The 12,804-nt window shown below is 62.2% G+C and carries 14 protein-coding genes and 1 pseudogene; all 15 read left to right on the top strand.

Translation table 11 applies throughout. The features are described from left to right. Positions 1-112 precede the first annotated feature (112 nt). The gene (locus RTP54_RS10835; RefSeq protein WP_112818665.1) at positions 113-349 is read left to right on the top strand and encodes a hypothetical protein; all 237 of its coding nucleotides are present in this window, start codon (positions 113-115) and stop codon (positions 347-349) included. Positions 350-430: 81 nt separating this feature from the next. Further along, positions 431-1,399 (top strand): hypothetical protein, encoded by a 969-nt coding sequence (locus tag RTP54_RS10830; protein ID WP_312362527.1) that lies wholly within the window; start codon positions 431-433, stop codon positions 1,397-1,399. A 198-nt stretch (positions 1,400-1,597) separates the two neighbouring features. Then, positions 1,598-2,593 (top strand): DUF5309 domain-containing protein, encoded by a 996-nt coding sequence (locus RTP54_RS10825; RefSeq protein ID WP_312362525.1) that lies wholly within the window; start codon positions 1,598-1,600, stop codon positions 2,591-2,593. Between the two features lie 155 nt (positions 2,594-2,748). Continuing rightward, positions 2,749-3,180, top strand: a complete 432-nt coding sequence (locus tag RTP54_RS10820; RefSeq protein WP_312362523.1) for a hypothetical protein — start codon at positions 2,749-2,751, stop codon at positions 3,178-3,180. Further along, complete coding sequence (locus RTP54_RS10815) at positions 3,140-3,616, top strand: phage tail tip lysozyme (protein ID WP_312362521.1); 477 nt, start codon at positions 3,140-3,142, stop codon at positions 3,614-3,616. The genes RTP54_RS10820 and RTP54_RS10815 overlap by 41 nt, the downstream gene beginning before the upstream one ends. A 257-nt stretch (positions 3,617-3,873) precedes the next feature. Continuing rightward, positions 3,874-5,532 carry a hypothetical protein gene (locus RTP54_RS10810; protein WP_312362520.1) on the top strand — a complete coding sequence of 553 codons (1,659 nt, stop codon included), beginning with the start codon at positions 3,874-3,876 and terminating at the stop codon, positions 5,530-5,532. A gap of 27 nt (positions 5,533-5,559) precedes the next feature. Then, positions 5,560-6,032 (top strand): annotated as a pseudogene (locus RTP54_RS10805) (DUF5309 family protein); the annotation flags it as partial. 154 nt (positions 6,033-6,186) lie between these two features. Further along, a complete protein-coding gene (locus RTP54_RS10800; RefSeq protein ID WP_312362519.1) occupies positions 6,187-6,891 on the top strand; it encodes a hypothetical protein in 705 nt (234 codons plus the stop codon). A gap of 381 nt (positions 6,892-7,272) precedes the next feature. Beyond that, a complete protein-coding gene (locus tag RTP54_RS10795; protein WP_312362517.1) occupies positions 7,273-7,440 on the top strand; it encodes a hypothetical protein in 168 nt (55 codons plus the stop codon). Between the two features lie 3 nt (positions 7,441-7,443). Beyond that, positions 7,444-7,767 (top strand): hypothetical protein, encoded by a 324-nt coding sequence (locus RTP54_RS10790; RefSeq protein WP_312362515.1) that lies wholly within the window; start codon positions 7,444-7,446, stop codon positions 7,765-7,767. After that, entirely contained in the window at positions 7,764-8,369 is a 606-nt protein-coding gene (locus RTP54_RS10785; protein ID WP_312362513.1) for a hypothetical protein, read from the top strand. The genes RTP54_RS10790 and RTP54_RS10785 overlap by 4 nt, the downstream gene beginning before the upstream one ends. Continuing rightward, entirely contained in the window at positions 8,366-8,980 is a 615-nt protein-coding gene (locus RTP54_RS10780) for a hypothetical protein (RefSeq protein ID WP_312362511.1), read from the top strand. The genes RTP54_RS10785 and RTP54_RS10780 overlap by 4 nt, the downstream gene beginning before the upstream one ends. 2 nt (positions 8,981-8,982) lie before the next feature. Beyond that, complete coding sequence (locus tag RTP54_RS10775; protein ID WP_409517122.1) at positions 8,983-10,593, top strand: hypothetical protein; 1,611 nt, start codon at positions 8,983-8,985, stop codon at positions 10,591-10,593. Then, positions 10,590-11,054, top strand: a complete 465-nt coding sequence (locus tag RTP54_RS10770) for a GNAT family protein (RefSeq protein WP_312362508.1) — start codon at positions 10,590-10,592, stop codon at positions 11,052-11,054. Before RTP54_RS10775 ends, RTP54_RS10770 begins: the two co-directional genes overlap by 4 nt. A gap of 24 nt (positions 11,055-11,078) precedes the next feature. Beyond that, positions 11,079-12,686, top strand: coding sequence for a tail fiber domain-containing protein (locus RTP54_RS10765; protein WP_312362507.1), 1,608 nt, complete (start codon positions 11,079-11,081; stop codon positions 12,684-12,686). The last annotated feature ends 118 nt before the right edge of the window (positions 12,687-12,804 follow it).

Genomic DNA, 12,804 nt, shown 5'->3' with positions numbered 1-12,804 from the left:
TGGCAAATTGCGGCTTTTCGCACATCGGTAGCGCGGAACAAAAGCAGAATCAAGGCGGCGTTCGACGCAAAATATCGATCGAAAGCGCCATTCTCCAACCGAGGTCAGAAGCATGAAACCAGAGGAACGGGCAGCCGCCGCGCGTGCCATTCTCGACGTGCCATTTTTCGAAGAATTGATGAGCGAGCTGGAGTGGGCGGCGATCAATGGCTGCATCCACGCCGGCCCGACCGACGACGCCGGGCGCGCGGCCTATGCCGCGGAGACCCGTGCCATTCGAAATTTCCGGGCCAAGCTCAAGTTCCTGACGGAACAAGCCAAGGCTGACGGCAAGGGCGCACCCGCCTGAGGGCAAGCGCTTTCCATGGTCGCTCCAGGCATTCGCCGGAACGACCTTACGCATTGAACCAGCTTTCAAGAAGGTCACCCCATGACGAACGATAGTGCCAACCTGCCTTACGGCGGGAGCAAAACCGTTGACCGCTCGACCGATCTCGACGACCCCGAAAACCTCAACTTCCGGGAGCCCGATGTCGATGACAGGGCCAACCCCGAGGCCTATGGAGCCGACCATGACGGCGAGAGCGATGCGGCCATCGACGATGGCCTGACATCCGGCGAACCCGCATCCCTTGATGACGAGCCGACCGAGCCTGACGAGGACACGGCGGCCAACGAAGCCGAGGATTTCCTGGTGCGGCTGAAGGGCGGCGAAGACGTGCCGTTCTCCGAGCTGAAGCTCGGATACATGCGGGATCGCGACTACCGCCACAAGACGCAGGACATCGCCAACCGCGGGCGGGCGCTCGAAGGCATGGCCAACCGCGTCGCGCAATCCGCCAATGCCTTTGCCAACCTGCTCGCAAGCCAGATACCGCCGGAGCCGCCCGAACACATGGCGGTGCTCGACCCCGACGGCTATCGCCGCCAATGGGGGCTGCACCAGGCGGGGCTGGCACGCATCGACGAGATCCTCGCGATTGCAGAAGGACCGGCGGAGATCGTCGACACCATGGCATCGGTGGCCAGCGACGAGGCCCTCGAGGCCGAAAACGCCAAGCTGATGGAAGCCTTTCCTGAGACGGCCGACGAGGAAGGCCGTCTTGCCTTCTTTGCCGGGGCTTTCGAAGTGGCGCGGGTGCTCGGCTTTTCCGAAGAGGAAGTGCGCGAGGTCGCCGACCACCGCATGTTCAAGCTCGCCCATTATGCCCGGCTCGGCTTTGCGGCCGAACAGGCAAAGATGCGGGCGATGGCCAAGCTGAAACGGGCGCCGTCACCAGTGGCGCGGCCAAGGCCGGCGGCGAAAGCCGAGCGGTCGCCGCGCGAAAGCCTGGAGGCAATGAAACGCCTGTCGAAAACCGGCTCGATCCGCGACGCGATGGCCATCGACTTCGACTGACCGATGCCTTCAAGACGCACACAAACAGAATCCGGAAACGTGCCCAGCGTCTTGTCTTTGCATGACTTTTGGCAGGGCGCCCTTGCAGGCGTTGCCCGCTCTGCCGGCGACCTGCGCATCCGACCAAAACCGATCCGCATCGCCCGCGCCCGCCTGAGGCCGCGCGTGCGACCCATCCCAACATTCAAGGACACCAACATGGCAGTTGTAGCAAACACCTTCACCACCTCGCAGGCCGTGGGCAACCGCGAGGATCTCTCCGACGTCGTTTCCCGCATCACGCCGGAAGACACGCCGATCTACTCGCTGATCGAAAAGGGCAAGTGCAAGACGCACCACCCGGAATGGGAGACCGACGAACTCGCGTCACCCGGCGAAAACATTCGCCAGGAAGGCGACGACTACACCTTCGGCACCATCATCGCGCCGACGCGGCTCGGCAACTACACCCAGATCCTGCGCAAGGACTGGATCATTTCGGCCACCCAGGAAGTGGTGGCCGAGGCCGGCAACGTGCAGAAGCGCAAGTACCAGAAGCTGAAGAAGGGCGTGGAGATCCGCAAGGACCTGGAATACGCCATCGTCGACACCAATGCTTCGGTCTCGGGCGCAACCCGTGAGCTCGGCTCGCTGCCGACCTGGCTTGCGACCAACGTTTCGCGCGGGGCCGGCGGCGCCAATGGCGGCTACAACCCGACGACGGGGCTGACCGTCGCGCCGACCGATGGCGCCCAGCGCCCCTTCACCAAGGCGATCCTCGACCAGGTGATGCAGACCGGCTACCAGAACGGCGCCAACTTCCGTCATGTTTCGGTTTCGCCCTATGTGAAATCGGTGTTCGTGACCTTCATGTCCGACGCCAATGTCGCGCCGTTCCGCTATGCGGTTTCGCAGGGCGGCGAGCGAAACACGATCGTTGCCACGGCCGACTATTGCGAAGGCCCATTCGGCACGGTGATGATCCACCCGAACCGGGTGCAGGCTGGCAATGGCAAGCTGGCGCGCAACGCTTTCTTCCTCGATACCGACATGCTCTCCTTCCTGTGGCTGCGCCAGATCCAGGAGGACAAGGCCGTGGCCAAGACCGGCGACGCCGACAAGGGCGTGATCATCGGCGAGGGCACGCTGAAGGTGCACAACGAAAAGGGCCTCGGCATCGCGGCCGACCTGTTCGGGCTGAGTGCTGCGAGCTGAACAAGGAGGGGACGCCCGTCCGATCGGGTGTTCCGACCCTTGGCATCAGAGCGGCTCCAACGAGCCGCTCTCTTTCGTCAGGCCCGATGACTGTCACGCATGCGGCGACCGGGTCGAGGAAGGCAGAACAAATCTCCAGCACGTTAGGTCTGAAAATGAACCTCGAAGACAAATTCCTCAACTCGATGGGAATGCCCACGCGAATTCATTCCGTTCGCGATGCGATCAAATATTTCGACGAGAATCCGGCACTGACGGCCAACACGCCGATTGCCCAAGCGGATGGGTCGCGCGAGCAGGTGCCGCAGTTTCGTCACCCGCCTGCAGGCGAAATGATGAGTGGCGATTTTCGCAAGGCGCCGATGCATTATCGAGGTACGTTTACCGATACAACCAGATTCAGCGGCAACCACGATGTGTTGCCGGCCGAGCGTCTCAAGGAGACAGGCGCGCGCGACAAACTCTCGGACAATATCGCCGCACGAATGAAACGAGATCTCCAACTGCGTCTGTTGGAGGGGGGGCGCCGGCCTGGAGGATGGCTTGATGCCCGAACACGTCGCGGCAGGATTTGTCGGGAATGCTGACCATGAGAGTGGTGGATTTGGACGATTGCGAGGCAATCTGTGGCAACAGGGCCGCGACACAGGCCGGGACAATGGCAACGCTCTCGGCGCATTTCAATGGGACGGAGTACGGCGGAAGGATTTGCAGAATTGGGCTGCGGAGAACGGTTACGACCAGCAGTCGATCGAACAGTCGTACCGGCCGAGCTTCGGCTTTCTGGAGCACGAGCTCACCGACACGCCGGAAAAGAAAGTCCTGAAGAGCCTCAAGCAGGCGACCAACGCCGAGGAGGCTGCACACATCATCGAGCGGGGATATCTGAGGTCAGGTGAACCGAGGCTTGAGGAACGGCAAAGGCTGGCGCGCCGTGCCATGAGCCTTCCGGACTATGAGCCACCCGTGCCGACCCGGCGCCCCTCGACAGTAGGCACTGGTAGCCGTCGTGCCGAAAGGTAACGGCTAAAGGGGCGCTATACCGTTCATCGCGCGTCGCTCCCCGTCAGGAGACGCCGAGGTTCATCGCCAAATTTCCGTTGCTCTCGTTCCTGTAATGTTCTACAAGTGGAGCGAGCCATCAATCGATGGAAATATTCTCTGGTTGTGTTGGCGGGATGTCGGGAAATGACGGTCCGCCAACCGTCACAGGCAGTTTCGAAGCGCTTGTCCGACGCGTTCGGGCATCACCAATGCAGGTCACAAGGCAAGTTCGGCAGATGCGGTCCAACATTCTCACGCGCCTTTGCGCGGTCTTCTATCTGCTCGTATTTGCTACGCCCGCAGCGGCGGTTGAGCGGGCGGATGCGGAAGACGTGTTCGCAACATTCCTGGCCTGCAAGGCCGACATTTTTCCCCTGCTCACGAGCGACAGGGCAGACTTCCGTGCAATTGCGATCACCCCTTACGACCAAGAGACGGACGGCGTAAACGGGCACTATATCGCGTTCGCGGCGCCTGTCGTTGCTTCTGGACTGCCGCTTGGCAGGTATGTCCAGTTCGAGGCGGTCGGGATTGCGGTTCCGCACTTTGCGTGGGGCTTCGAGGTGGAGCGGGGTCTGCCTGAGGTTACCAATGCGATCGAGGCGCTGCTGCCAGGCGCCAGCTTCGTTGCCAAAGATCGCCATCTGCTCGAGTTGAAGCTCAGCACCGAGCAGGAGGCAAAGCGCAGCGACACAACGGTCGCAGCGCAGGACAGCTACAGGAAAATCGTCATTCGTCAGGCGAACGATCCCACGCGTACACTTTTGATGTGCGACGCTTCCAAGGATCGGATGTCGGGTCTGGCAACGGACAAGGAGACGGGAAGGAAGCGCCTGCCTTCACCGGAGGACCTGTTTCCGTCGATAAGGGCCCCGGCCAAAGCCGATAAAATTCTCGACGCTTTCGTCGCGTGCAAGCCCTCGTTCTTCAATGTGCTGCGGGACGAAAGAAAGGCCTTTCCGCGCGTTCGCGTCGAAGCTTTTGAAAGCCCGGGCAATATGCCTCATGTTCCCCAGGCCGTGAATACCTACAACGAAAGCGTGACGTTCGAGCGTCCCGTCAAAATCGGCGATTTTGCCGTGGTGCGCTTCTTTCAGCGAAGGACGATGGAGGAGGGCAAGCCGACACGTTTTGCCTGGGCCTTTCAGGTCAACGCACCGCCCGGTGCTGTCGCGCGCGCCATTGCTGAGCGATATCGAGTGCGGTTCTGGGGGGATTATTCTTCGCTGAGCGCGAAGGATGCTGCCGCCGGCCCGGTCTCGAAACACCTGGACATTGCCTCCTATTTTGACCCTGACGAGCAGGCAACCATAACCTGCGAACCCGACGAAAGCGAAACGACGGACTTCCGCTTGCCGTGGGCGGAGGAGACGTTCGGATTGGCCGAGCTTGGGCCGCCGCCGCTGTTGCGCGGCAACAGGCTGGTGAACGCGCTGCTCCAATGCCGGCCGGATTTCTTCGCGGCACTCGGTGAGGAGAAGGACGCCTTCGGCAAGGTGACGCTCCTGGATGCCATGGGGCCATACCGAGATCCCGGGCACGGTGCGCGGGTGGCGCAGCGCGTGGCGTTCGAAAAGCCCGTCTATGTCTCGGGACTTATGCTGACCGGATACATCCAGCGCCGCGTCGATGTCGCCGGACAGCCGAAACTGCTCTGGGGGTTCCAGACGCCGGCCAATGAAGACGGCCTTGTTCGTGTGGCCGAGAACCGCACGGGAAGCAGCTACGACGGTTCGGATGGTTGGACGCTCGACCTCAACGCCGAAGCGACCGGCTACACGCCCTCCGAGGCTCTCGACTTTACCGACGGGTTCATCGGTTGCACGACATCTCTCGCATCCGCCAAGGCGCTGCCGGACCCGGCGGACCTCTTTCGGACCGCGTACAGGCAATAAAGATAAGGCGAGGTCTTTCGAAAGAGGGGGCTGACCGTCGCGCCGACCGATGGCGCCCAGCGCCCCTTCACCAAGGCGATCCTCGACCAGGTGATGCAGACCGGCTACCAGAACGGCGCCAACTTCCGTCATGTTTCGGTTTCGCCCTATGTGAAATCGGTGTTCGTGACCTTCATGTCCGACGCCAATGTCGCGCCGTTCCGCTATGCGGTTTCGCAGGGCGGCGAGCGAAACACGATCGTTGCCACGGCCGACTATTGCGAAGGCCCATTCGGCACGGTGATGATCCACCCGAACCGGGTGCAGGCTGGCAATGGCAAGCTCGCACGCAACGCCTTCTTCCTGGATACCGACATGCTCTCCTTCCTGTGGCTGCGCCAGATCCAGGAAGACAGGGCCGTGGCCAAGACCGGCGACGCCGACGGGGCGTGATCATCGGCGAGGGCACGCTGACGGTGCACAACGAAAAGGGCCTCGGCATCGCGGCTGATCTGTCTGGGCCTGCGGTCTTCCGCGCTAGCCGCTGGAAACCGGAAGGTGCTCGAAACCCGCGTAGCTTTTCGTTGAGGGTTGCCCTGCCGATTTTCGAATGACGTTTGCGGCGGCCAGCTTGCAAATGTTCATGTAATGTTCTACAGGTGGAGCGAGCATTCCATGGCTGGCAAAAGCGCAGGTAGCATTGTTGGGGCGCCGTGCAAAAGCACCCTGGATTTAGCAAAGGGCGTTCGGAGTCGGCGGGAGGGAATTTTGTTTCGAGTGGTGGTGCCAATCCTGATTGCTCTGTGGTCTGCGGGGTTTGCGTCACCGGCCGTCGCTGGGGCAGAGCGAGCAGTTGAAGCCTTGTTTGCCTGTGACCGCACCTTCTTCGAAGTGTTGAGCCGCGAGCGGGCGGCCTTTCGTTCTCAGGAAGTCAGGACCTTCTTTTACGAGCACCAGCGCATCGACATTGTCAAGTTTGATCCACCGGTCGAGGTGCTTGGTCTCCGCCTCACTGGTTATCGGCAGGCGCTAGGGCTTAACTATGGCCTTCAACCGTCCTCTTTTTCGTGGGGATTTCAGGTTGATGAGACGCCAGCAGGGGCTGCACTCGCCCTTTCGAAGTACTTCCCCGGCGAGACGCCTTTCCGCGGTACCATGAACATGCTGGAGGCCACACGGGGTTTTCCGGGGCAACCGGGAAAACTCTTCGCGTTTGTCAAGCCGACACAGGCCGGGGAAACTGGTGCCTATATGGAATGTCATACGGGACGAAATGACCTTGGCGACGTCGAGCCCTTGCCTGAAGTCGAGGATCTTTTTTTCGAGACTTGGGACAGCCAGAGTCGATGGCTCGCGTGGATCGGTGGTTGGCTGAATTGAGCATCCCGTGAGCAAAGGCTCGATAGGTTCGAGCCTTGGTCCGGCTGGTTGCCTGACCTCATGGATCAGATGGACCGGTTCGCGGACTTACTCACGTCCGACCAGCGATTATAGTCTCGCTTCTCATGTCACTTGGAGGCGATACCAAGGCCTGGTTTTCGCCCTGGGCCGATCCGGCCGAAATCGCCCGACGCAGGCGACGATGGTGACATCGCGCGCCTGACGTCGCCAGGCCGCTTTGCGGTGGGCTTTCATCCGTCACCTTTGGTGGTTGGGCGTTATGCCGCCGCCGGGACGATTGCGTGGCAGCGTCTGCCTTTCAAACGAACAAATCTTGGCAAGGCGGTTCTTCGGGGCCGCCATTTTTCATGGAGAATTCTGATGTCCGAAACAAAGAAACTGGTGCCGGTTCGTCTGGTCTATGACGTCTGGTTCCAGGAAGGCGAACGCACGGATGCGGGTACGGTGGTGCCGCTTGGCCTGGAGGAAGCCAAGCTGCTGATCGCCGCGGGCAAGGCCGTGCGCGCCGACCCGCTGCCGGGGGAATGACCCATGGTGATCCGTGACGGGGCGTGGACGCTCCATGACCACGACATGGCAAGCGGCCGGTGCGTCTGGCATCACTTCGACGGGGAGAAGGACGTGTTTCGCGTCGACTATCCCGTCGACAATCTGATCAGCGAAAACCAGGGCGTGCGCAACAGCGCTGAAAAGGCCTGGCGCGGCGATTGGCATCGCGTTGCCTCCATCCCGCTCAATGTCGCGCATTCCTCCGGCCTTGTCGCCGCGCATTCCCAAGGTGACGACCGGTTCGTCAAACGCTTTCTCAACGACGGCGACAACCGTGCCTGGCGCACGAAGGACGGACAGCTATGACAATATCCGACCATGCTTCCCTGCTCGTCGACGCGGGCGAATACAGCGGGCGCAACGATGTCGCCCATCTCTTTCCACGGTTCCTTGGCCTTGCCGAGCTGAAGCTCAATCGCGTGCTGCGGGTGAGCGAGATGGAGCATAAGGCGATCATCGCCGTCGTCGACGGCGAAGCGCCGTTGCCGGCAGATTTCATCGAGGCGCGACAGGTGCTTTCGGCAAGTGGCTTGCCAATCCGCGCCGTCGCGCTGCAGCAGCTTGCCATCAATGCTCAAGGCGGGGACGGGGCAGGGCCGCCGCATGGCTATGCCATCGTCGGCAACCGCATCACGGTTCGCCCTGCCGGCGACCATGGGCTGACGATGACCTATTATCGCAAGATCCCGCCGCTCTCGCCGGCCAACCCGACCAACTGGCTCCTGGAGAAGGCGGCCGACGTCTATCTCTATGCACTCGTCGAGGAAATCGCCGTGTGGGAGCGCGACGCCGGCAAGGCGGGCGCGGCAAAGGAGCTGAAGCTCATGGCGCTATCGGGCCTCAAGATTGGCGACGAACGCGCCCGCTGGGGCGATGCACAAATGACGGTCGGAGGTGCAACGCCATGACCCTGATTACCGCGATCAACGAGGTTTGCGACATCGTTTCACTCGACCAGTTCGACAGCGTCTACGGATCGAACGATCCGAACGCCCAGACGATGGTGGCGCTGGCGCAGGAAGCGGGCGAGGAGATCTCGCGGCGTGGCGACTGGCAGCGCATGCTGAAGCAGCATCTGGTGATTGCCTTGCCGCAAAAGCTGCCGGCGGATTTCCAGCGCCTGGCACCGGGCGGAGCGATCCGCACGGCCGCCGGCGACTTCTTCCGGCCGATCACCAACGGCTCGCAGTGGGCCGTCGTTTCAGCCGCAGCCCAGGCTCAACCTCAGCCCCAACCCTACTTCTTCATCAGGGATGACCTGCTCCTGCTGTCACCAGCGTCCGCAGGCCCGGGTACCATTATCGACTATGTGTCGAAGAACTGGGTGCTCGGCGACCCTTTCGAGCAGCGCGATACGCTGAAAGCCGACGACGATCGGCCGCTCTTTGCCGAGCGGCTGCTGGCCAAGGGCATCCTCTGGCGATGGAAGCGCCAGAAGGGACTGGCCTATGACGACAGCCTCGCCGAATTCGAGGCCGACCTGATCCAGGAAATCAACGCCGACCGGGGGGCATCATGAGAATGGATATCCGGCCCGGTCGCACCGGGCAGAGCAACCGTGGGGCGGTCGCGATAGGGCGCCAGCAGACCTCGCAGCCGATCACCTTTCCGGCGCCGAAGAACGGCCTGGTGACGACGGCTGACATGGCCGCGCAACAACCGGGTTCGGCGACCGTTTTGCGTAACTTCCTGCCGACGCTGGTAGGCTGCCGCATCCGTGGCGGCTCGCAGAAGCGTGGGCGGGCAGCCGACGGAGGAACGATCCGCAGCGCCTTCAAATACAAATATGGCGCGGTCGAGAAGCTGTTCATGGCAACGGCCACCGCGATCTACGACATGACCTCGCCGGCACCGCCGCCGGCGACGACCGCGGCGGCAACGGGCGGCCTGACAAGCGGCGACTGGTGCACCTTCCAGCATACCAACGCCGGCAACTCCTTCCTGATCTGCCTCAACGGTACCGACCAGCGTCGGGTCTACAACGGCAGCACATGGGCGACGACGCCGGCGATCACCTTTACCGATGCGACGACGGCTGCACAGCTGAACTACGGATGGTTGTTCAAGAACCGGCAGTTTCTGCTGAAGAACGCGACGCTCGACGCCTACTACCTCCCGGTCAATTCGATCGGCGGAGCGGCGGCGGTGTTTCCGCTCGGCGGAGTGATGAAAAAGGGCGGCTCGCTTCTCACGGGTTTTTCCTGGTCGCTCGAGAGCGGTGACGGTCTCTCCGATCTCTGCGTGTTCGTCTCGAGCGAGGGCGAGGTGGCGGTCTATGCCGGGTCCGACCCCAGCGACGCCAACAACTTCGGCCTGAAGGGCGTCTACCAGATCGGCCGGCCGCTCGGCAGGAATGCCTGGATCAGGGCCGGCGGCGACATTCTCATTGCCACCACCGATGGCCTGACGCCGATCTCGCAGGTGTTCCAGCGCGACCGGCAGGCACTGAGCCAGGTGTCGGTGTCGCGACCGATCGAGGATGACTGGCGAAGGGCGGCAAACGCAACGGGTGCTGGCTGGGTGATGAAGCAATGGCCCGAGCAGAACCTTGTCTTCGTCGCCTTTCCCGCCAATGCCGTGGTCAGCGACACGACCTTCGTGCTCAATGTCCTGAGCGGCCGCTGGTCGACCATCAGCAACTGGCAGGCGAGCTGTTACGAGACGCTGCAAGGCGGGCTCTTCTACGGTTCGCTCAACGGTTTTTGCTGGCAGGGCGATACCACGGGTACGGACGACGGGTTGAGCTTCACGGCGGCCTATCTTTCGCAATTTGCGCCTGCCAGCCGATTTGGCCAGCGCACGACAGTGACAATGGCGCACATGTATTTCCGGGCAAAATCCGAGCCCAAGGTCCGTCTCTTTGCCCGAGCGGATTTCGACAAGGCGATACCGAGTTTTACCGCCGTGACATCTGGCGACGCGAAGTCTTCGGAGTGGGACGTCGGGCGCTGGGATGTCGGCGTTTGGGATGGCGTGTCGCAGCAGCAGCGCTACAGTTTTCGACAGAACGTGCGCGCGGGCGGCGACATGCTTGCCGTCGGCTGCGTCATAACCTCCGGCGGGCCGGCGAAGCTCGACCTTGAGGTGGACCTGTCGACATTGCAGGTGGCAGCAGGCGAGGCGAGCACATGACCATCATCTGGGGTGGCGCCGGCAACCCGGAAACGAACCGGGCGATTGCCGACTTCGTCGCCTGCCACATCGACGGATGCGAACGTGGCTTTGCCGACTTCACCACGATGGGGGTGACGGAGGCCGACAGGCTGATCGCCGGCGTGGTTTTTCACAATTATGCGCCGGAGGCCGATGTCATCGAGCTTTCTGCCGCGGCAACCAGCAAGCGCTGGCTGACGCGGCCGGTGCTGAAAGCGATGTTCGGCTATCCGCTAAATGAGGTCGGATGCCAGATGCTCGTGCTGCGTGTTTCCGAGCGCAACGCCGGCATGATCGCGATCGCGAACCGCTTCGGCTTTGACAGCCACCGCATCCCGCGCCTGCGCGGGCGCGACGAGGCGGAAATCCTCTTCACACTCACGGACGATGACTGGCGGGCGCATGCAATCAACCGGCGCCAGCCAAGATCGCAAAGCTAATCAACATGGCCAAGGGTAGGTAACATGGGCAAGTCCAAAGCACCAAAACCGCCGGATCCGCGCGAAACCGCGGCGGCGCAAACCTCGACAAACATCGGAACGGCCGTTGCAAACGGTACCTTGAGCAACATCAACCAGGTGACACCCGACGGGAGCCTGACCTATTCGCAGACCGGCACCCGCAAATGGACCGATCCGATGAACGGCGCAAACTATGATCTGCCGATCTGGACGGCGACGCAGACACTGTCCGCGGCGCAACAGGCGATCAAGGATCAGACGGATGCCGCCGAAAAAAACCTTGCGACACTCGCCAACACCCAGTCGGGACGACTGAACGACCTGCTCGGCAGGCCGATCGACCTTTCCGGCGCGCCGGCGGCGGGCAACCCTGCCGCCATCAATCTGCCGAGCTATGCGCAACATGGCGGCGGACCGAACCTGCAGACGAGCCTCGGCAACACCGGAACCACTCAGAACGCGATTGCGGGCGCCGGCGACATCCAGAAGGCTGTCGGCAATTCCGGCGCCATCCAGACATCGCTCGGCAATGCCGGCGATATCACCCGCTCCTATGAGACCAACTTCGACACCAGGCGCTACGAGGATGCGCTGATGGCGCGGATGAACCCGCAACTCGACCGGGATCGGGCGGCGCTGGAAACGCAACTGGCCAACCAGGGCCTGCAGCCGGGATCGGAAGCCTACAATCGGGCGGTCGACCAGGCGAGCCGTCAGGCAAACGATGCTCGCTTCGGCGCCATCCTCAATGCCGGGCAGGAGCAATCCAGGCTCGTGGGGCTGGCGCGCGACGCGGCCGGATTCCAGAACAACGCGCAGCAGCAGTCCTATAACCAGGCGCTGACGAGCGGCCAGTTCGCCAACCAGGCGCAGAACCAGCAATACACCCAGAACGCCAACAGCATGCAGCAGGCGAATGCCGCACAGGCACAGCTTTTTGCCCAGAACCAGGCACAACAGCAGGCGATGAACGCCGCCCAACAGCAGAACTTCAATCAGGCGTTGGCGGCGGCCGGGTTCAGCAATGACGCGCAGCAGCAAATGCACCAGAACGGCCAATCGGCGACGGCCGCCAACAATGCGCTGAAAGACCAGACCTACAACGCACAGCAGGCGCAGGTCGCGGCCCAGAACGCGGCACGGGCGCAATATCTCAACGAGATGTACGCACAGCGCAATCAGCCGATCAACGAAATCTCCAGCCTTCTTTCCGGGGCGCAGGTGAGCAGCCCCAACTTCGTGCCAACCCAGGGGCAGAGGATCGAACCGGTGAACTATGCCGGGCTGGTACAACAGGACTATCAGAACCGGGTCGCTGCCCACAACCAGAAGCGCGAAGGCATCAGCAGCCTTCTTGGCAACATTCTTGGTGCTTTGCCGAAGCCTTCCGATCGTCGTCTCAAGAAGGACATCAAGCAGGTTGGCAAACTCGAGGGGCATTCGCTCTACGAATACCGGTACAAGGGCGAGCCCCAGCACAGCGACAAGCACATTGGCGTGATGGCGCAGGAAGTGGAAAAAACCCGCCCCGACGTCGTCAGCCGCGATCCGGACGGCATGCGCCGCGTCGACTATGGTCGGCTGTTTTCCGCCGGACGAAAAAGGCGTTAGGGTCCACATTCGCGGCCCAGGAACCGGGGCGGTCGCGACAACGGGCTTCGACACGCGGCTAACGTCCGCTTGTCCGCGCGGTCGATGTCAAGGCCGGGCAAGATCCAGGGCGGTGCCC

It is taken from the genome of Ensifer sp., assembly GCF_031989085.1.
Lineage (GTDB): Bacteria > Pseudomonadota > Alphaproteobacteria > Rhizobiales > Rhizobiaceae > Ensifer.
The sequence above is the reverse complement of the archived record's forward strand: the minus strand, read 5'-3'. Positions and strand labels throughout refer to the sequence as shown.

Excerpts from the sequence above, each read along its gene's own strand:
- RTP54_RS10775 (WP_409517122.1), top strand. The coding sequence starts at position 8,983 with ATGGATATCCGGCCCGGTCGCACCGGGCAGAGCAACCGTGGGGCGGTC.
- RTP54_RS10815 (WP_312362521.1), top strand. The coding sequence starts at position 3,140 with ATGCCCGAACACGTCGCGGCAGGATTTGTCGGGAATGCTGACCATGAG.
- RTP54_RS10765 (WP_312362507.1), top strand. The coding sequence starts at position 11,079 with ATGGGCAAGTCCAAAGCACCAAAACCGCCGGATCCGCGCGAAACCGCG.
- RTP54_RS10785 (WP_312362513.1), top strand. The coding sequence starts at position 7,764 with ATGACAATATCCGACCATGCTTCCCTGCTCGTCGACGCGGGCGAATAC.
- RTP54_RS10770 (WP_312362508.1), top strand. The coding sequence starts at position 10,590 with ATGACCATCATCTGGGGTGGCGCCGGCAACCCGGAAACGAACCGGGCG.
- RTP54_RS10800 (WP_312362519.1), top strand. The coding sequence starts at position 6,187 with ATGGCTGGCAAAAGCGCAGGTAGCATTGTTGGGGCGCCGTGCAAAAGC.
- RTP54_RS10810 (WP_312362520.1), top strand. The coding sequence starts at position 3,874 with ATGCGGTCCAACATTCTCACGCGCCTTTGCGCGGTCTTCTATCTGCTC.
- RTP54_RS10795 (WP_312362517.1), top strand. The coding sequence starts at position 7,273 with ATGTCCGAAACAAAGAAACTGGTGCCGGTTCGTCTGGTCTATGACGTC.
- RTP54_RS10820 (WP_312362523.1), top strand. The coding sequence starts at position 2,749 with ATGAACCTCGAAGACAAATTCCTCAACTCGATGGGAATGCCCACGCGA.
- RTP54_RS10780 (WP_312362511.1), top strand. The coding sequence starts at position 8,366 with ATGACCCTGATTACCGCGATCAACGAGGTTTGCGACATCGTTTCACTC.
- RTP54_RS10830 (WP_312362527.1), top strand. The coding sequence starts at position 431 with ATGACGAACGATAGTGCCAACCTGCCTTACGGCGGGAGCAAAACCGTT.
- RTP54_RS10790 (WP_312362515.1), top strand. The coding sequence starts at position 7,444 with ATGGTGATCCGTGACGGGGCGTGGACGCTCCATGACCACGACATGGCA.
- RTP54_RS10835 (WP_112818665.1), top strand. The coding sequence starts at position 113 with ATGAAACCAGAGGAACGGGCAGCCGCCGCGCGTGCCATTCTCGACGTG.
- RTP54_RS10825 (WP_312362525.1), top strand. The coding sequence starts at position 1,598 with ATGGCAGTTGTAGCAAACACCTTCACCACCTCGCAGGCCGTGGGCAAC.